Genomic DNA, 20,283 nt, shown 5'->3' on the forward strand with positions numbered 1-20,283 from the left:
TTTATAATTATTATTGAGTTTTTAATAATATTTTTTTTATTTTTTTAGTTATCTCTCGATTATCATTATAGATATCCACAAATATTAAGTTTTTATTTTTTCTTTTTAAATCTATTATATAGTCATTTTTTTTATTTAGTCAGTCTACAAGAGGGTTTTCCACAACAAATTTATTTTTTCTATGAATAACAACAACATATTTTAATAATTTTGAAAAATCAATTATTTCAGAGTCTAAAACGGGCAATTCAATAAAATCGTAATTATTATTTACTAAATGTTCATAAATGTAAGGATAAATAATATTTTCAATTTTATATATATTATTAAAATTGTTTAATATTCATTCTTTTAATAATTGTTTACTAATAATTTGATCTTTTACTATAAAATCACCAATTTTTTTCTTCATTTCATAAATTAACTCATTATTAGTTTTATATAAATTAGAAACATAATCATCTAAAATTAATGTACTATATCCCATTTTTTTTAACTCTTGTATTATGGTGGTTTTTCCAGAACCAATTTGACCACAAATAGCTATAGGTTTATTAGAAGTTTTTTCTAAGTTCATTTATAACTACGCTTAATTCCAGTTCCATTAGTATATCCATGGCATTATTATAATTTAGTTGTAATTTATAAAATTCTAAATTTGTTTCAAAATTTTCAACATCACAATTTAATATAGATAAATTATATGACATTAAACCGGTTTGATATCCATTAATTAATTTATTTTTGACACTTTTAGTTAGATCGCTATTATTTTCTAAATTTTTATATATATTTTCAAAATTATTATACTTTTCAAGCAAACTTATAGCGGTTTTTTCGCCAATTCCGAACACCCCCGGAAGATTATCTGAAGAATCTCCTTTTAACCCTTTGTATGAAGTTAATTGATTTGGTAGAAATTTAAAAATTTGAAAAAAATTATCTTTATTAATTTCTTTGTAGTTAGTTTTATCTTTGCGAAGAATTGTTACATTTTCATCTACGAGTTGTAATAAATCATTATCTGCTGAAAAAACATATTTTTTTCCATTAACTTTAGAACAATATGTCGCAATTAAATCATCTGCTTCGTCTCCTAACTTTTCTTGTCAAACAACATTTAGTCCGCTTAATATTCTTTTAATTCAGTCAAATTGAGGGTAAAGTATATCCGGAGCTTTAGTTCTTCCTGATTTATATTCTGAAAAAATTTCATGTCTTTTTGTGGGGCCCTTAGCATCAAAAGCAACAAAAATACTATCAGGTCTCACAAATTTAATTAGTTTTAAAAATTGCATCATAAAAGCTTGAATTGCATTGGTAGGCACACCAAAAGAATTGCTTAAAATTAAACTACCTTCACCTCTATATGTTGCATAAAAAGATTGGAACATTAAATAATTACCGTCAATTACTAAACTCTTTTTGTTATTCTCCATAAATCTCCTCGTAATTTAATATATTGTAAAATCTATTATCTTTTTTAGAAATTAACACTCTTATTTTTCTTCTTGTATCTAAATTTATTAAATTTCTTATTTTGCTATTAAACCCATTTGCTGTTACAGTTGTTGAAAAGTCACTTATTTTCAAACTAGTTTGTCTTTCGTTTTTGAATCCAACCTTAACACTAATGAGTTCAACCTCTAATCATATTTTTTCTTCACCAACATTAGCTAGACAAGGCACATTATGATCTATTTGTTTATTATGAACTTTATGATAGGAAGTGTTGTAACTATTGCCTAATAATTTGATCTCTAATTCTTTTTGTTCTTTTAAATCGTTCGACTCAATAGGTAAATTTTTAGTATACATCTCCAAATTTAACTCTTTTATAAAGTCTAATAGATACGAATTATATTCTTCTTGGTCAATATTATTTCTTTTTATTCTAAGCACTAAGTCAGAATAAAAAGTTTTTGCTATATTAGTTCAAGAAAGTAGAGTATTTATATTATTAAATTCTCTCATTGAGCCAGACTTAATTAAAAGATCTATATTAGACTCACTTAAACCATACAGTCTCATTCTTAAGTATGCTTCAATAAAATTATTATAAAAACCATTAATACTACGTTCATAAACAATTTTATCAATTGCAACCTTACCAAGACCTTTAATCATTAAAAGCGGTAAAAAAATGGAATTATTATGAATATTAGCATCGTCACTAGAATAATTTATTGATGGTGTTTCGATGTTTATATTGCACAAAAAAGCTTCGTCCGAGTATTTTTTAATAGCGTCTAAATCACCACTACTTTCACTAAGTAGAACTTTAAAAAATAACATTGGAAATCTCGCTTTATAATATGCTAATTTATATGCAATTAAAGCATACGCAACGGCATGTGATTTATTAAATCCATAGTTAGCAAATTTTTCTATATTAAAGTATATTTTTTTTAAAATTTCGAAATTAATGTTATTTTTTAGCCCGCCTTCAAAAAACATCTTTCTGTAAGAATGTAATTTTGACTCATCTTTTTTAGAAATTGCTCTTCTTAATAAATCGGCTTGTGCGAAAGAAAGCCCTGATATCTTTTGGACTATTTCCATGATCTGTTCTTGGTAAACAATTATTCCGAAAGTTGATTTAACTATTTGATCATAAATCGGATGTATTTTTTCAATTAAATATGGATTGTTTTTATTTTTAGCATAAATCGGTATATACTCAAGAGGTCCGGGTCTAAATAATGAAATAATAGCATAAATATCGTCAAAACTATCAATTCTAACATCCTTAATTGTTTTTTTCATACCTGGAGATTCCAATTGAAAAATACCGTTTGTATTTAAAGAATTTAGTAAATTAAAAGTGATTTTATCGTTAAATAATGAAACATTGTCCTCTAAAATTGAATCAAAGTGATTTTCGGGTTCTAGACTTTTTTCTATATTATTAATAAAAGTTAAGTTTTTTAGACCTAAAAAATCTATTTTTATTAATCCATATTTTTCTAAATTATCAAGTGTCATTTCAACTTGTTGTAAGGTTTGTTGGTTTTTACGTACAGGAACAACATTATATAAGGGTTGATTACAAATTATTAAACCTGCGGGATGAACTCCGGTTTGCCTTGGTAATCCTTCAATTCTAGAAGCTAAATTATGTAACTGCGGATATTTATCTGCTCAAATTTTATATTTTTTGTTACTTTCATAATTTTCAATTAAATTTGAAAATTTAGAACTTATAGAAGCTGAAATTTTATCAATTTCATCTTTTGGGATTATAACTTCATTATGATTAATAAATCTAGCAGTGTCACGAATAGAATTTTTAGAAGCTAAAGTTTGAAATGTAGAAATAAAAGAAACATTTTCTTCGCCATATTTATTTTTCACGTATTCGAAAACTTCATCACGTCTTGTGTCTTGTATATCGATATCTATATCCGGTAACGTAACGCGTTCAACATTTAAAAAACGCTCAAATAATAAATTAAACTCTAAAGGATTAACTGAAGTAATTTCTAATAAATAAGAAATTAATGAACCTGAAGCACTACCACGTCCTGGACCTATTTCAATACCTTGTTTACGTGCAAAACTAAGAGCGTCTTGAATTATTAAAAAATAGTTTATGAATCCCAATTGTTTAATTACGTTAAACTCATAATTTATCCTATCATTAACTATTTTTACATCATATTCTTTTATTATTTTTTTATATCTTTTTCCAAGAATTAATTTTTTAAAAAAATCAATATTATCATTAGAAAAATTAGCTAATTTAATTTCACTATTTGGTTTAGTTATATTTATACTTTCAACAATATTGACCATTTGATCATAAACCTCTTGGTCTAATTCTTCAAATTCATTATCTAAAAAATAATCGTTGTATATCTTATTTACAACATCATTATTTGGATTGATAAAATTAAGAAGAGGCAACAATTCATTATCTTCTTTATGCAAAATTCTTTTTGTAGGTGCATAAACCACTTTTCTATTATTGATATTTTTCTTAGAATTAAAGTAAAAATTTTTGGGTAATTCGCTTAAAATTATTTTTTTCGCAACCATCCCAAGTTCAAAATGATCTATTACAAATAAATCATTGCTTTCAAAATCAAAAAGTGACAAATTATCACCTTTTGATTTTTTATAAATTAATTTTTGAATAAGCCTTAAACCTTCATTATTTCTTGCTAAAACAATTATCGCAAAATTCTCATTTAGATAAAATTCAGAACCAATTATAGGTTTAAAATCATATTTTTCTTGAAAATTTCAATAATATTGAAGTCCAAATAAATTTTCTTTATCTGTTAAAGGAATATACTTAATATTCTTTTCTTTTGCAAGTTCTAAAAGTTCTTGAACTCTTATGGTAGAACTCAAAAATGAATATTCTGTATTTGTGTGTAGATATATTTTTTCTCTCATATATTAATTTTATATTTTTAATTAATAAATAAAAATATTTAATATTTTTTTAGAAAAAACTATTTAAAAGTAAAGAATAAATAATTCATTTTAAAATAATTTCAATCACCATAAAATTTATAAAATATAATTTTTTTATGAAAAAAGTAAAAAATAAAATTCTATTGTTTGTTTTCCTAAATCTTATCGCATTACCAACAGTTACAATTTCATGTTCTCAAACACAAAACAAAGAAAATAATAACCAACATGTAAAAAGTACTAACTCTAAAAAAACAATAATTAACGAAAAACAAAATCAAAGTTCAAATCACAAAGATAACGAAACTAGCAAAACTACCGAAACATCTAATTCAAAAGAAAATAAAACAACAAATATTAACAATAAATCTAGTTTAGATTTAGATAATTTAAAAATAGTCGCTACAGAGAATATTTCCCAAATATGAAATTCCAAAAATAGAATGGATAATATAAATAAAAATAATTTTAGAATTATTAATATTCCTAACGGATATAAAGCAGAAGTAATTTCAATAGATAAAATAAAAGGAAATTCTAAATATAGCGATAAAATACGAATAAATTACACATGAACAAATACAATTTCTAATGAAAAAGGAACTCAAAATATCTTTTTTTATAGACCTTGAGATTTAAAAATAAATTATACTAGACCTCATTCTGGTTTAGCAGAAGGTAATAATGAAGAAAAAGAAATGCCTGAATTTAAAATTAATGAATTTGAAAATTTTATTTCAGGAATTAGTTTTCAAGTAGAAAAAAGTTTTTTCGATGAAAACTCAAACTTAATCATTTTCAATAAAGAACAATTAATTAATAATATATATAATTTTATTAATAGTAAATTTATCAATGGAGACGAAACAGAAAAAAACTTATTTGAAAACAATCCCGATCAATGAAAAAACAATTTTATATCTCAAAAATATAATAAAAAATATTCATTGGACAAAGTAAAGACACAAATAAAATGAGGGGAAAAAATTAATCCATTCAAAATGATTGATAATTCAAAATTTTTAGAAACAGAAATCAACGACTTAAATAAAATGTTAGTTGACAGATTTGATATAAAAACCACTTTTTATAAATTAAAATCAAATAATGAAGATATTTTTTATTTAATTCCTTCATTTGATTTTGTCGATAAATGAACAAATCAAAAAATAGTTAAAGTCGTGAATGTATATAATCAATTCTTTTATAATAATGATGATATTAGTTGATTATCAACCGAAAAATTAAATAATTATTTTAATAAAATAGCAGAAGAATCAAGTGAAAAATGAAATGACGACAGAATTAGTAGTCAAATTCCAATCGTTAACGCAATAAATTTCACAACAATGAATAATATATACGATGAAATAATAAACAGTTTAATCGATAAAGTTAAAAATATTTCAAAATAAATTAAAATCATCTCCATATTAAAAGGAGATGATTTTAAAAATAAAAATCCCAAACGGGATTTTAGGTCAATTTCTTGAAATGGAGCGAGTAAAGGGAATCGAACCCTCATAGTCAGCTTGGAAGGCTGAAGTTCTGCCATTAAACTATACTCGCAATTGCTTCTATAATATTATACACATTTTTAAAAATATCAAAATATTTTTATTTTTTTTATTTAAACACGCACTTATTTCGTTTGCGTAATAATATTTTATCATAACTTTGAATATTTGTATAAAAAAATAAAAAAATATTGCATATAGCAATATTAGTAATCATCTATCGAAATAACAAATAATCTTGAATAGTCTTCAAAACCTAATTTGTAATATAAATTTCCCGCATGCGGATTATCAAAGAATAAAACTGGTGTATAGTTATTTTTTAATAAATAATCAGATAGTTTTAAAACACAATCTTTTGCATGACCTTTTTTTCTATATTCTTCAAGTGTAAAAACACCACCAAGCATAGCAACATTCTTTATTTGTGCACTAACCGAAGCATGGGAAATAACAATATCATTTTCGTATTTTATAAAACCTTTATAATACCCTTTATTAAGAGATGTTTTTAAGTAATCAATATCTAAAGCTTGAGAACTAAGTCCTTCAAATTCTTTAATTCTTTTTCTAGAATTTATTACATTTTGCAAATCTTTTTCCTCAATAATTTTTGAGCTAAGATCTTCTAAATTGTTTAAATCATAAAACTTTTCTTTATTTATCTTCAAAATATATTCTTCTCTTACTCTAAAATTATTAAAGTTATTTGTCATAGCTATTTCTAAATCATTTCTAATAGTAGAAGAATAAATGATATTTTTTATTTTTTTATCCTTAATAAATTTAATTAGTGAATATATATTAAATTTAAAATCTTCTTTTGAGTATATCAATAAATTATTATAAAAACGCATAATTATTACCTTATATTCATCAACAAAATAAGTTTCGGTAACCTCTGAATGCAATCCAAATTCCTCAATATCTGATATTAAAAATAAATATTGTATAGGATCATCATTATATAGCAATTTTAATATAACTTCTTTATCTTTTTCGATGGCTTTTTTAAATTCAATCATTTTAAAACTCCTAACTATTTTTAATAACTTTTCAAGAAAAAGGAAAAACGCTTGGTGTGCTTCTTAATTTAATTATTTTAACAATTTTATTATCTCTATTTTCTTTAGTGTCGATTAAATCAGTAACTTCTAAATCAAATTTGATCTTTTTAAATATTTCTTTTGCGTCTTCTATTTCTTCCAAGACATTCTTACCTTTTAATAAATTTAATTCACCATTTACTTTTACTAAATGAAATGATGACATCAACATTCCTTTTACGCTAGCAACCGCTCTAGCAGTAACTATATCATAAATATTTTTGTCTTTAACTTCTTCAACTCTATATCGGTATATTTTCACAATATCTTCTAGTTTTAGAACATTTACAACTTCATTTAAAAAATTAAATCTCTTCAATAATGGTTCATAAATTGTAATTTTATGGTTTGGTTTAGTCAATGCAAAGGGTATAGATGGGAAACCTGCCCCTGAACCAACATCTAAAATGCTTAAATCTTTTTTATTTTTTGTAATTTCTAACATATATAAAAGAGATTCTCATATCCCTTCAGATCATAATCTTTCATTGCTAAACCCGGTTAAATTGATTATTTTATTTTTTTCTTCGATTAAATCAACGTATTTTTTAAATAACTCAAAGTCTCAATTGTTTTCTAAACATAATTTTTGTATTTCTTCTTTTTTTGTGTTTGACATAATGTATTTATTATATCAATATTTTACGAAAAAAATGTTAAAGAAAAAGTGTAGTTAACTACACTTTAAATATAATCATTGATTCCGTTAAATGTTTGTTCTTCAGGTTTATTAATTTTTCAATAACCAGTTTCTTTTCTTCTTTTTAATATTTGTTGTCTTTTTGTTTCTAGAATTGTTCAAATTCATGTGGCTATAAATATAGATGAATAAACTCCTATACCAATTCCGAATAACATTATTATATTAAATGAAAAATCAGTAGCATTAATAAATGCGAGTAAAACCGCAACAGCAAACATCGTTGTAAAAGAGGTATATAAACTACGTTTTAATATTTCACCGATAGAAGAATTGGCAATATTTATTATATCTTCTTTTGATAAAAATTGTTTATGATATTTAACCTTAACTGTTTCTCTTATTTTATCGAATGTAACTATTGTATCATTAATACTTAATCCTAATATAGACAACATCGCTGCAACTATTATTGTATTAACTTGAATTCTTGTTATGAATATAAATGCTAGGACAACTAAAAAATCATGAATCAAACCAATTATAGCAGCTATTGCAAAGGTTCAGTTCATTCTAATTAACATATAAATAATTATTCCTATAAAGCTAATTCCTGTAGCTATTAAAGCGTTTTGAACAAGTTTTGTAGCTTCAGAATAAGAAACAGAATAATTAGTAACTAAAACATCATCATTTATATTTAAAACAAAATCCTTGATAGATTGAAATTGATTTGTTAAATCTTGTTTTGTCCTAATTAAAACAACATAATTGTCGTTAGAATTTAATCCATTAATTTTAATAATATCCCCAGCGTCGTTGATACCTAAGTTTGTTGCGGAATTTATTAAACTATTAGATATTTCTTGAGCTTGTTTATAATTTAGATTTGTATTTTTTTCAAAATCTCCTTGAATGGTTATATTAATTCCACCACTAAATTCTATAGATCTATTAACTCCGTCTCAAAAAGAATTATTAAATCCTGCGAAAGCTCCAAAAACAATAGCGGCAATTATTAAGAAGATAAACGAAGATAAGGCAAATCATTTTGATTGTTTTATATAATTAAATTTAGCGACTTTAGAATTGAAATTGGTAGTTTTTCCGATTTTTTTCTTAGAAATACCTAATAATCACAATCTATTATCAAAAATACCCGTATTAACCATTAATGTTGCGATAAATTTCGAAAACACTAGCATTGAAAATAATGTAAATAACGTAGATAAAACTAAAGTAATTGAAAACCCTTTTACATCCTTAGTACCAAAATAAAACAAAATAAACCCAACAATTATTGTAGTCATATTGGCATCTATAATCGAAGTTAACGAACTTCTAGAAGAGTTTTTGAAGGATTTTTTTAGGGTATCACCTGAATAAACTTGTTGTTTTAACCTTTCATAAGTGATTACGTTTGCATCTACGCTTATACCTATACCAATTATTAATGCAGCTAAAGTGGCAGGAGAATATTCTCCTCTCAATGCTGTAAAAATTAATAAAGTTAGAAAAATATATAGCGCCATAGCAATTGTGCTTAAAGAACCTAAAAGACCATAATTTACAATCATAAAAATTGAAATCATAGAAAATATAATTATTCCAGCAATCATTGCATAAAAGAATGAATTGGAATTTAAATTAGCATCAACATATATGCTTGATAAAACACTTAAATCGTACTTGCTTAAACCGAAGTTAATTTTATTAGCAAGATCTATTGCGCTATCACGAGTAAAATTACCAGTAATACTTACTTTGTCTCCGTTAATTTGATAGTTAACTTGAGCAACACTAATTAAATATTTTTGGCGAATATTTAAAATAAATTCTTTTATTTGGTTAGCCTTGCCTTCTTTATCTTTTAATTCTTCATTAACATGGACAAAATTTCATAAATTTTCTCCAGATTTTTTCCACTCATCCGGATAATTATTTTTAGCAATTGTTAACAATTTATCTATATCTAATCAAATCAATAATAATTGATCTGCTCTTTTAGTTGCATATTCTGTTGCATCAGCTCATTGTTTTTGAGCATCAATACCATCTAATGTTATGCTTACATCACTTCCACCTGTTGTTGGATTCGGAACATATGATGCACCATCCACTTTAAAAGGTGGTATTCAATTTTGAGGAGTACCATCTTCTAAAGAACCATTCCGGTTAAAAACACCATCGTAAAATAAAGGTTTAATATCTGAATCTGTTATAGTTAAAATGGGTTTTTCCACAATAGCTTTTTCAAAAGCAATTCTATCTGATTCAGAAATGCGGCCACTTTTTGTTATACGTATTTTTCCGTCACCTTCACTGTAGACAGATACTCCGTTTAATCCGGTACCACCAGTTAATCTATTAAATAATGATTTATTAACCTCTTCTGTTAATTCATTATTCGCATTTGTTCCATCTTGTTTAACTTGAATTAATACTTCAATACCGCCACCATATTCTATTGATTTATTAACATTTTTTCCTATATAAAAAACGCTACCAAAAACAATAGTCAACAATGCTATAAGTATTGTAGTTATATTCAAAATAAATCTTTTTCAATTATTAATTGATAATAATTTTTTAATATATTTCATACTTATTAAATATTACCATATTTTTTGTCTTTTTTTAGCGTTTTGTATTTTACTAATAACTTAAATTCAACTTAATTAAATAATCAATTCCTTCTGAAGTAATTTGTCTTCCTCTAGAATTTTTCTTTATTAATTTTAAATAAAGTAAAATGGGTTCAATTTCATTTAAAATATCTTGTTTTTCATGCGATAATAAGCTGGAAATAGTATTTAAAGATACAGGTTTTTCGTCAAAGCCATCTCTCAAAATATTTAAATAATGAATATGTTCTTTTGTTAAACCGTACTTATATAACTCAAGATGTTTTAATGCTTTTTTTACTATTTTTATATTTATCTGACCATTATTTATTGTTATAGCAAAATCATTGATTCTTTGTATTAAATGATTCGCTATCCTTGGTGTCCCTCTAGAATACTCCGCAATTTCCTTTAACAAAATATCATCAACTACAATATTAAGTTTTTTAGATGTTTTTCTTAGTATTTTGAATATATCATCATTATTATAATTAACTAGTCTTCCGATATATCCAAACCTATCTTTAAAAGGTTGTGGTATATAATTTAATTTAGTAGTTGCACCTATTAAAGTGAAAGGTTTGACTTTCATCCTTATGGCTTTTGAATTTCCGTCAACACCTATGATTAAGTCAAAAACAAAATCCTCCATTGCATTATATAAAAATTCTACAATAGATTTGTTTATACTATGAATTTCATCTATAAAAACTATATCTCCACTATTTATAACAGAAAGAACATTTATAATGTCTGATTTCTTTTCTAAATTTGCACCTTGAATAAAGTGAATTTTTTTATTCATTTTAGTTGCGATGATACTTGCTAAAGTAGTTTTTCCCATACCTGGTGGTCCATATAATAAAACATGAGGTAAAGGAATATTTTGTTTCGTTGAGCTTTCTACCATGGCATCCAAAGTTTTTTTGAGATTGTTTTGACCAATAAAATCATTAAAATTATTAGGCCTGAGTTCTCTGATTTTCATTTTTATAATTTATAGTTATTAAATTAATTCCTTCTTCAACCATTTTGTCAATATTATTTTTTTCTTTAATGTTATTTAAAGCAAAATCAATTTCTTGCTTTTTAAATCCTAACATAAATAAAGTCTCTTTTAATTCATGTTTTTTCCTGCTTTCATCACTAATTTTTAAATCTTCTTTCTTAACCATTTTAGATCATTTATCTTTTAACTCAACGCATATTAATTTTGCTGTCTTTTCACTCACAAAAGAACACTCTGACAGTATTGTTCAGTTATTGTTTGCTATTGCTATAGCAATGTTCTCTCATCCTTTTTCTAAAATGTTTAAACCAATTTTTGGGCCAATTTTATCAATTGATATTAAGTCTAAGAATAATATTCTTTCTTTAAAATCTTTAAATCCAAAATATTTTTTTACATAGTCAGTTGCATGTTCATATATATACAATTTTATTTTTTGTCCTACTTCAAATCTATTTAAATCAGGAACACTTAGCATGTAACCATCGCCCTTACTTTCGAATATTAAATTATTTTTGTTTTTATATACAATTTCTCCAATTTTATAAAGTATCATTTTTTCCTCCGTTTAATATTTAATTTTTTATTTAAATTAAGACTAAAAAAGGAAAATAAAAAATAGTGAATGATCACTATTTAAAATTATTTTTGGATTCTGTCATTTAATGCTTGAAAGTTTGCGACTTTCTTTCCGGCGTAAAAACCACAAAATTTGCAAACTACGTGTTGTTCGATCATCTTTGAACAATTTTTGCATTCTACTAAGTTTGGAACATCTAGTGCACTATGAGTTTGTCTTTTATGTTTACGTTGTTTTGATGTTTTACGTTTTGGTACAATTGCCATGGTATCCTCCTTGTGGTTTTATTAAATATTTAAATATTGCTTATATATTATAATACAAAACAGCTTTTAAAAAAGAAAAAAATAAATTACTTTTAAATATAAAAAATAGTCTAATTGAGTGTATATTCATAATGCAAACGACATTTTTGAACAAGTTTATATATTAAATAATTAGAAGTTGACAAAGTTATTTTGTTATAATAATAATCATGAAGCACCTAAAAAAATATAGAAAAGTAGGAATTGTAGTAGAATATAACCCCTTTCACAACGGTCATATTTATCAATTAGAATGAATCAAAAACAAATTTCCTAACTCTAGAATATACGTGGCAATATCTCATAAATTCTCTCAAAGAGGAGAATTTATATGTACATCATATTGAAAAAGAAGAAAAATAGCAAAAAAATATGGTGTTTCGAAATTTATAAAATTAGATGTTAATATTTCATCGCAAGCTGCACATATTTTTGCACAAAAAAGTATTGAAAAATTATACAAAAAAGGTGTAGATACTCTTGTTTTTGGTAGCGAAACTAGTGATATAAATGTTTTTAAAAAAATAGCGGAAACTATAAATAATAATAAAGATAAATATAACTATTTAGTTAAAAAATATCTAAAACAAGGGGGTAACAGTTTCCCGAGAGCATCAAATTTGGCACTTAATGAATTGAGTGGCGCAAACATAAGTATGCCAAATGATATTTTAGGCTTAGAATACGTAAAAACAATAATTAATAATAATTATAAAATTGAGCCATATTGTCACACAAGAACTATAGAATTTCATTCAAATAATACTAATAATAAATTTGCGAGCGCAAGCAAAATAAGAGAAATGTTAAAGAATAATGAAGACATTTCAGTTTTTACTCCAATGAAATTAAAAAGTATTAAAAGTAAATTTTTAATAGAAAATACATATGGAAAATTTAAAAAAATAGTTACAAACTTACCAAAAGAAGAAATAGAAAAATTTAAAATGATCTCCGAAGGTATGGAGAATTTATTTAAAAAAAATATATATCATGATAATTATTTTGACTTTATAGATTCTTGCGTTAGCAAAAGATATACCAGAAGCAGAATAAAAAGAGCATATCTTTTTGTACTTCTAAAAATAAAAAAGAGTTAGTCTAAGACTTTAACTTCATATGGTGCTAAAACCTTATTTTTATTTAGTTTAATTGATTTATTGGATAAATTAAATGCTATTTCAATTTTTTGATCATCTACAAATAATTTAATCCTAAAAACTTCTTTTTTTAAAAAGAAGTTTTTAAAAAACAATAATCTTACTTTTTTTGAAATTAAAAAATTAAAATCAAAAGACCTTTTTATTATAAAATCAAAAATAAATTTATTTACAATATCATCATAATTTAAAACTGAAATTACGTTCGTAAAATTGTCTTTCTTATATTTTTGCAAAGGAAAAAAAGCTATATTCTTAGGAACTAAAAATATTTTTTGTATAATCAATAACATTTGTTCTAATTTAAATATTTTTTCAAATGATTTTGATTCTAAAAATAAATTAAAGTTATATACAGGTATATATTTTAATTTGATTAATCTATCCATATCGTAAAAACTTTTTAAAAAATCATCATTAATTGTTTGTTCTAAAAAAATATCATCAAAAACGTTATTATCGATTAGATTAGTTTTGAGAGTTTCTTTATTATTGTATAGTAAAATTTTTGTATTATTTTTCTTTTTAAAAAGTAATAAATTGTCATATAAAATTTTCTTTAGATCCAAAATATCTTGTTTTATTTTTTTATCAAAAGAATAAAAAACATTTTCAAAAACTAAACCGCTTACATAAAAAAGATAAATAAATTCGTTGTAAATATCGTTTAAATTATCGAATAAACTTAGACGTTCTTTATTTTCATTTTTTTCTGATAAATCTATCTCTTGAGTATATATAAGATCATTATAATCCATAATACTTGTTTTACTAAAAGAAATATATTCTGTATTTACATTATTATCAACTTCCTCTTTCTTTCGCTTATTAATTATTTTAGATATAGAAATTATATTGTCAAAAGTTAATTTATAATAAATTGAAACATTATCTAGAGATATAATATTTTTACAAAAAATTTTTAAATTCTCTAGTTTATATTTTAGATTTTTTGATGAGTATTCATCTATAGTTTGCTCAGAAACCCTATATAAATTTCTAAAAAAACTAAGATAAATATCAGGTAATACAATAATTGTTTTTATCCCTTTTTCACTTAATAAGGCAACTTTTTTTATTATTTTTTTATAATACTCTATAGAATTTTTTTTATTACTATCAACAAGTATTTCTTTTTGTAAAAACAAGTAATTAATTGTATATTTATTTTGTGAAGTTTGTAATCAAGAATGTTTCAAATATTTCATAGTTTTCTACCCCTAAACTTTTAGATTGCAAATCAACAATACCTAAATTAATTAAAATATTTTTAATTTTTTTAATTCCAAAAATATTAACCAATTTTAAAACTTTTTTTACTCTTCATTCTGGAATTTTTAACTTAGAAGATATATCAAAATAATTCATCTTTAGCTTATTATTAAGTATATGAAGTTTATATGATAATGAAAAAATATTTCTTAACTGCGCGATTAAAAGATGTATATCATCACCTTCGTTAAATCTTTCTTTATATTTTTGGTAAATATTATTTAAATTATTAGTTTCGATGGCATTCATAAAAGCAAAAGAATCTTCTAAAACATAATTTTGAATGTTGTTATTTATTAAGGAATAATTAATTTGACTATTAAACTTTAGCATTTTATCAATTTCGTTTATTATTATTGATAAATTATTAGGTAGTTTATTAGATAAGGAAGTAGCATCAAAAAAACTTATTTTTCCTCCTTTTGAAGTTATATAAGAAACAATAAAATTGACGATAGATTTAGAATCTAGCTTTTCAAAATTAAAAACCTTTGCGGTTTCAATCAAAAATTTGACAAAATTATTTCTCTCAAATGAATTTTTTCTATGTATAAATACAACTTTATGTAATCTATTATTTTTTAGAGCACTTATTAAAACTTCGGATAACTCATTTTGTACTTTTGTTATTTTTTTAGAATCAATTATTTCAAAATTTTCAACCAATATAAGTTTTTGTGTTGAAAATAAACCAAAACTAGAAACGGATTCTATTAACTCACTAATTGTATAATTATCTTTAAAATAAATTATATTCTCGTCTAAAAAATTGTCTTTTAATTCATTTATTTTATTATTTATAAAATATTCTTCGTTACCATATATAAATATCATATTTTAATTATATATATTTTTCTCTTGTTGTAAATCATATAATCATATAAATTAAAATAAAAATCAAATTTTTATAAGTATTCAGATCTAAATCTAAAATAATTTTAATATTTGAAACGGATCTAATCGAAAAAAACATGAAATTTGATAAATTAATAGATATTATAGGAACACAAAAAGCAATTAATAATAATACAAAAAATAATTCAAAAAATGGTGTAAGAAACAAAATTAAAAATATTCCTAAAATATTAATTTTCTTACCATTAGTTAGTAAAATTAACGTTGAAATTAGTCATATCAAAAAATATATTAAAATTTTGTTTAAAAATGTTTTTTTAATACTTGTGTTGATCAATAAAAAACTTATTATAAAAGACAATCAAAAACCTAATTCTAATTTATTATTACTTTTAAAAGATAAACAAATGACTACAACACACATTATATAGTTATTTTTGTTGTTTTTATAATTCTTAATTTCCGAAAATAAAGCCATCAAGAAAGCTCTATTTATAGAAACAGAATTCGAGCAAAGACTTCAATATATTGTCATAAAAATTAAAATTAATATCTTATTTTTTATAAATCTATTCAATATCTTTTTTAAGATAATAAAATGAAAACCACTAATAATTATTAAATGAATTAGACCAATTTCACTAGTCAATTTAATTAATTCATTTTTAAAACTGAAATAATGTCCGAAAACAATAGGTGTAACTAACTCTTTATAATTAGAAAAATTATTATAAAAAGAGAAAAAGTAATATCTTAAATCTAGTTGTGTTACTTTTGATAAAACTTTAGGTTCAAGAATTTTTGTATCACAAAAATTAGTTATTAAACCTACTATATGTAAGTTTTCAAAAATTTTATATTCTATTTTACTTTTATTCTTAAACATATATTCAACATTGAAATAAGTTTTTACGTAAATAAAATTATCTCTTATTTTACTTACATAAACATAATTAGAAAATTGAATTGAGTCATAAATTAAAAGTCTTTTAACTAAACAAATACAGCTAAGTATAATCGATAATAATATTATTATTTTTTTAGATTTCTTATCAATGAATATTAAAGAAAAAGATGTTAGAATAATTAAAATTAAATAAGAATAATTTAATGTAAAAATAAATATAAATATGCTAGATAATAATAAAAAACCATTTAAATATTTTAATCTAGAATTAAAAAATTCTTTAACTTCAAAATTATTCTTGGGCCAATTCCGAAAATATTTGAAATTTGTGCTCATGAAGTCTTCTTATACTTCTTTTTATGGTTTATTATCAATTTAGCATATCTTTTTTGAATATTAATCTTTAATAATTGTTCAATATTTTCTAATTCCGACCATTTTAATTTGTAATTCTCGAAAGGGACATAAATTTCTTCGTTTCTAGGAGCGATTTCACTTAATTCAAAATCTTTCAACGATGAATTTGGCAGTACCTTATTTATAACAAATAATTCTTTATAAGTTAGTAGTCGATTTGACCTATGAATACCTGTATGTTTTAGAGCACCAGATAAAATATAGGTATAAATCTTATTGTCATACTTTTTAACATAATTTTCTTTATTTTCAACTTTATTAATATAAAAATGAATTCCTACAAAAAACATTAATACTCCTAAAATTAAGGAAGTTACAAAAAATATCTTTTTATTTCACACAAATAATAAATATGTTTTTAATTATAAAAAACCAAAAAAGGAAAAATATATTAAAATGAAACTAACTTTTATAAATACAGTTATTAAATATGATATAATAAATTAATATTTAGGGATAATATAAAATATAAAACATAAATATACTATAAAAATATAAGGCACTTTAGAGGGTAAAACAAGTAAAAAAAGAAAACACTTAACTACCTATTTTAAAATTAGTTGGTGTTTTTTAATTAATGTTTTGGAGTTTACATGAATCAAAACTATAGTAAGAGTAGAGATGAAATTATTCTAATGATTTTATCAAATAAAGAAAATAAAGAGCTTAATAAAGAAATGAAATGATTTAAGAAAAATATTGATGGAAATTTTAAACCTATTTTAGATTATGATATTGAATTTTCTAAATCAATGAAAAATTTAAATTTTTCAGAATTCAATTATTCAAAAGAACTAACATTCTTAATTGACGAATCCTTTAAATTAAAATTAGAATTGTCTAAAAATTATAGTAATTTAATGAATGGTTATGATTTTGATGAAAATTTAAAAATAAACCCTGAAATTATAGAAATAATAAATAAAATATCTAAAAAATAGAAAGAGAGAACTTTATGCGAAAGGTTAATATTGCAATTGATGGACCAAGTGGAGTGGGCAAATCTACTGTCTCTAAAATGATTGCCAATAAATTAAATTATACTTTTATTAATAGCGGTAGTCTTTATAGAGCAATTGCTAAAAATGTAATTGACATGGGCGTTGATACTAGAGATAAAGAAAATGTAATAAAAACTCTTGAACAAGGTATGATTCAACTTTTAGATGATGATCGTATTCTTTTGAAAGGTGTTGATGTAACTCACCAAATAAGAGCTGATTATATTTCTCAAATTACACCAAATGTGGCTAAAATACCCGAAGTGAGAGAATTTGTTGTTGATTATATTAGACATATGACCAAAAAAAGAAAAGGTTTTGTTATCGACGGAAGAGATACTACATTTAAAATAATGCCACACGCTGAAGTTAAAATCTTTTTATGAGCTCAAGCGGAAGAACGTGCAAGAAGAAGAATGATACAAAATGAGGTTTTAGGTTATAACACCGGTTTTGCAGAAATATTGTACGAAGTTCAAAAAAGAGATGAACAAGATATGAATAGAGCTGTTGATCCTTTACACAAAACAGAAGATAGCGAATATATAGATTGCACCGCTTTAACTATAGATGAAGTTGTAGAAAAAATAATTAATCTTGCTTTGGAAAAATCAAAATAATTAAGGAGTAATATGAAAAACACTATTGCAATAATAGGAAAACCAAACGTTGGTAAAAGTACTCTCTTCAATCGTTTTATCGGTAAAAAAGTTTCAATAGTATACGATAAACCAGGAGTCACAAGAGATAGATTATACGAAAAAATAAATTGATCGGGACATGAATTAAAATTAATTGATACTGGTGGTATTGAAATAGAAAATAGACCATTTCAAGAACAAATTCAAATACAAGCAAAAATTGCCATTCAAGAAGCAGATGTTATTCTCTTTTTATTTGATGGAAAAAGCGAAATAACTAATGATGATATGTTTATAATGAATATATTAAGAAAAAGTAATAAGCCAATAATTGCTGTTGCTAATAAATTAGAAAGTATGCAGGATTTTGATTATGGCTGATATAGACTGGGTTGTGATCATATATTCCCGATATCTGCGCTTCATGGAGAAGGTGTTGGTGACGTTTTAGATAAAGCAATAGAATATTTAGACTTTTCAGATTCTCAAGAAGAAAATGCATTTAGCCTCTCTATAATTGGTAGACCAAACGCAGGAAAAAGTTCGTTATTAAATAATTTAACAAAAGAAAATAGATCTATAGTTTCTGAAATAGCCGGAACAACTAGAGATAGTGTGAAATCAGAAATTTTTATCGACGACAAATTATATAAAGTTATTGATACAGCGGGAATCACAAAAAAATCTAAATTAGTTGAAAGTGTAGATCATTATGCGTTAATGCGTGCTATGAATTCGTTATCAGAATCTGATTTATCTTTGATAGTAATCGATGCTACAAATGAAGAAATTTCACATTTTGACTCAAGAATTATTGGCTACGCACTAGAAAATGAAAAACCTATAATAATAGTGATAAATAAGTGAGATTTAGTATCAAAAGAAACGAATACTATGGCTGAATTCGAGAAAAAAATGAGAAATAAATTCCACTTTGTTCCTTGAGTTCCGTTTGTATTTATATCCGCAAAATTTAACCAAAGAATAAATAAATTAGTAGATACTCTTAATTTAGTGCGCACCAATTTAGAAAGAGATATTAAACCATCATTACTTTCAAATTTATTATTAGAAACTCAACTTATACAACCTCCTCAATCTTTTAATGGAGGTAGATTAAATATTTATTATGTAAGACAAGAAAAAGCTAAAATTCCTACCTTCACTTTTTTTGTAAATAATAAAAAATTCTTACATTTTTCTTATCAAAGATTCTTAGAAAATCAACTTAGAGCAAGTTTTGATTTTACTGGATCGCCAATTAAAATGAATTTTAAAAATAAAAATGGTATTGAATAAAAAACAAAATCAACATTTTGATTTTGTTTTTTATTCAATATTTTGGGTAGAATTATTTAATTTATCATTTATAAGTTTAAGTTGTTCTAAAATTTGTTCCTCTATACTAATTTGTTTTTCGACAGTCTCTTCAATAGGCGGATTGCTTTTTTTTCTAAAATCTGTTATAAAAGACTTAATAAAGAAAACGACTATTAATATAATAAATAAAACAAAAGTAATTAAAATAAAATTAATTAAAATACCAATGAATTTTCCATATTTAATTCCATGTCAAGCTAAACTATTAATATCCGCATTTTTAAAATTATAAATGCTGCTTATTGCTCCTAAGATTATATCATTAGCTAAGGATGAAACAAGATCTTTAAAAATTAAACCAGAAATAAAACCTACTGCTAATATTAAGAAATTACCTTTCTTAAAATAATTTGTTGCTTCTATATAACTTTTGCGTAATCTACCTACTTTTTTATCTTTAACAATATTTTTAAAAGCATCTTTCAAATTTGTTTTTTTCATACATAG

General features: G+C 23.6%; 19 protein-coding genes and 1 tRNA gene. 6 read left to right on the forward strand and 14 right to left on the reverse strand.

Annotation, left to right across the window (positions count from 1 at the left end; translation table 4 throughout):
- Positions 1-10: 10 nt before the first annotated feature.
- From KQ876_RS02140 to dnaE, 3 genes are read right to left on the reverse strand one after another with little or no spacing between them, the layout of a single operon-like run.
- Complete coding sequence (locus tag KQ876_RS02140) at positions 11-577, reverse strand: dephospho-CoA kinase (protein ID WP_205852644.1); 567 nt, start codon at positions 575-577, stop codon at positions 11-13.
- Positions 555-1,439: a 5'-3' exonuclease gene (locus KQ876_RS02145; RefSeq protein ID WP_205852645.1), complete on the reverse strand. Its 885-nt coding sequence runs from the start codon at positions 1,437-1,439 to the stop codon at positions 555-557. The genes KQ876_RS02140 and KQ876_RS02145 overlap by 23 nt, the downstream gene beginning before the upstream one ends.
- Positions 1,429-4,401 carry a DNA polymerase III subunit alpha gene (dnaE, locus tag KQ876_RS02150; RefSeq protein ID WP_216490083.1) on the reverse strand — a complete coding sequence of 991 codons (2,973 nt, stop codon included), beginning with the start codon at positions 4,399-4,401 and terminating at the stop codon, positions 1,429-1,431. The genes KQ876_RS02145 and dnaE overlap by 11 nt, the downstream gene beginning before the upstream one ends.
- A gap of 137 nt (positions 4,402-4,538) precedes the next feature.
- On the opposite strand from dnaE, the gene KQ876_RS02155 reads away from it, so the two are divergent.
- Positions 4,539-5,837 (forward strand): hypothetical protein, encoded by a 1,299-nt coding sequence (locus KQ876_RS02155; protein ID WP_205852065.1) that lies wholly within the window; start codon positions 4,539-4,541, stop codon positions 5,835-5,837.
- Positions 5,838-5,917: 80 nt separating this feature from the next.
- Here KQ876_RS02155 and KQ876_RS02160 read toward each other — a convergent pair.
- The 7 genes from KQ876_RS02160 to rpmF all read right to left on the reverse strand — a co-directional run bounded on the left by KQ876_RS02160 (position 5,918) and on the right by rpmF (position 12,164).
- Positions 5,918-5,991 (reverse strand) — tRNA-Gly (locus KQ876_RS02160).
- Positions 5,992-6,145: 154 nt separating this feature from the next.
- Entirely contained in the window at positions 6,146-6,964 is an 819-nt protein-coding gene (locus tag KQ876_RS02165; protein ID WP_216490085.1) for a GNAT family N-acetyltransferase, read from the reverse strand.
- 10 nt (positions 6,965-6,974) lie between these two features.
- Positions 6,975-7,664 carry a 16S rRNA (guanine(527)-N(7))-methyltransferase RsmG gene (gene rsmG / locus KQ876_RS02170; RefSeq protein WP_205852063.1) on the reverse strand — a complete coding sequence of 230 codons (690 nt, stop codon included), beginning with the start codon at positions 7,662-7,664 and terminating at the stop codon, positions 6,975-6,977.
- A 65-nt stretch (positions 7,665-7,729) separates the two neighbouring features.
- A complete protein-coding gene (gene secDF / locus KQ876_RS02175) occupies positions 7,730-10,288 on the reverse strand; it encodes a protein translocase subunit SecDF (protein ID WP_216490087.1) in 2,559 nt (852 codons plus the stop codon).
- 52 nt (positions 10,289-10,340) lie between these two features.
- Positions 10,341-11,297, reverse strand: a complete 957-nt coding sequence (gene ruvB / locus KQ876_RS02180) for a Holliday junction branch migration DNA helicase RuvB (protein ID WP_205852650.1) — start codon at positions 11,295-11,297, stop codon at positions 10,341-10,343.
- Positions 11,272-11,874, reverse strand: coding sequence for a Holliday junction branch migration protein RuvA (gene ruvA / locus KQ876_RS02185; protein ID WP_205852060.1), 603 nt, complete (start codon positions 11,872-11,874; stop codon positions 11,272-11,274). The genes ruvB and ruvA overlap by 26 nt, the downstream gene beginning before the upstream one ends.
- Positions 11,875-11,960: 86 nt before the next feature.
- Complete coding sequence (gene rpmF / locus KQ876_RS02190) at positions 11,961-12,164, reverse strand: 50S ribosomal protein L32 (RefSeq protein WP_174892728.1); 204 nt, start codon at positions 12,162-12,164, stop codon at positions 11,961-11,963.
- 209 nt (positions 12,165-12,373) lie between these two features.
- Here rpmF and KQ876_RS02195 point away from each other — a divergent pair, with 209 nt between their 5' ends.
- Positions 12,374-13,303, forward strand: coding sequence for a nucleotidyltransferase (locus KQ876_RS02195; protein ID WP_253282238.1), 930 nt, complete (start codon positions 12,374-12,376; stop codon positions 13,301-13,303).
- On the opposite strand, the gene KQ876_RS02200 is transcribed toward KQ876_RS02195, so the two are convergent.
- Together KQ876_RS02200 and holA are read right to left on the reverse strand one after the other, a co-directional pair.
- Positions 13,300-14,571, reverse strand: a complete 1,272-nt coding sequence (locus KQ876_RS02200; protein WP_205852651.1) for a hypothetical protein — start codon at positions 14,569-14,571, stop codon at positions 13,300-13,302. The two genes, KQ876_RS02195 and KQ876_RS02200, sit on opposite strands and share 4 nt — an antisense overlap.
- On the reverse strand, positions 14,528-15,469 hold the full coding sequence (holA, locus tag KQ876_RS02205; protein ID WP_216490089.1) for a DNA polymerase III subunit delta: 942 nt from the start codon (positions 15,467-15,469) through the stop codon (positions 14,528-14,530). Before holA ends, KQ876_RS02200 begins: the two co-directional genes overlap by 44 nt.
- Positions 15,470-15,606: 137 nt before the next feature.
- On the opposite strand from holA, the gene KQ876_RS02210 reads away from it, so the two are divergent.
- Entirely contained in the window at positions 15,607-15,921 is a 315-nt protein-coding gene (locus tag KQ876_RS02210) for a hypothetical protein (RefSeq protein ID WP_205852057.1), read from the forward strand.
- A gap of 733 nt (positions 15,922-16,654) precedes the next feature.
- Here KQ876_RS02210 and KQ876_RS02215 read toward each other — a convergent pair.
- A complete protein-coding gene (locus KQ876_RS02215; RefSeq protein WP_374962859.1) occupies positions 16,655-17,155 on the reverse strand; it encodes an MAG0490 family ComEA-like DNA-binding protein in 501 nt (166 codons plus the stop codon).
- A 252-nt stretch (positions 17,156-17,407) separates the two neighbouring features.
- Between KQ876_RS02215 and KQ876_RS02220 the strand changes: the two genes are divergently transcribed.
- From KQ876_RS02220 to der, 3 genes are read left to right on the forward strand one after another with little or no spacing between them, the layout of a single operon-like run.
- Complete coding sequence (locus KQ876_RS02220) at positions 17,408-17,755, forward strand: hypothetical protein (RefSeq protein WP_205852055.1); 348 nt, start codon at positions 17,408-17,410, stop codon at positions 17,753-17,755.
- A gap of 14 nt (positions 17,756-17,769) precedes the next feature.
- The gene (gene cmk, locus KQ876_RS02225; RefSeq protein ID WP_205852054.1) at positions 17,770-18,435 is read left to right on the forward strand and encodes a (d)CMP kinase; all 666 of its coding nucleotides are present in this window, start codon (positions 17,770-17,772) and stop codon (positions 18,433-18,435) included.
- Positions 18,436-18,447: 12 nt separating this feature from the next.
- Entirely contained in the window at positions 18,448-19,755 is a 1,308-nt protein-coding gene (der, locus tag KQ876_RS02230; RefSeq protein WP_205852053.1) for a ribosome biogenesis GTPase Der, read from the forward strand.
- Positions 19,756-19,785: 30 nt separating this feature from the next.
- On the opposite strand, the gene KQ876_RS02235 is transcribed toward der, so the two are convergent.
- Positions 19,786-20,277: an MscL family protein gene (locus KQ876_RS02235; RefSeq protein WP_205852654.1), complete on the reverse strand. Its 492-nt coding sequence runs from the start codon at positions 20,275-20,277 to the stop codon at positions 19,786-19,788.
- Positions 20,278-20,283 lie beyond the last annotated feature (6 nt).

Source organism: Mycoplasma sp. CSL7491-lung (assembly GCF_018913965.1).
GTDB lineage: Bacteria > Bacillota_I > Bacilli_A > Mycoplasmatales > Metamycoplasmataceae > Mycoplasmopsis.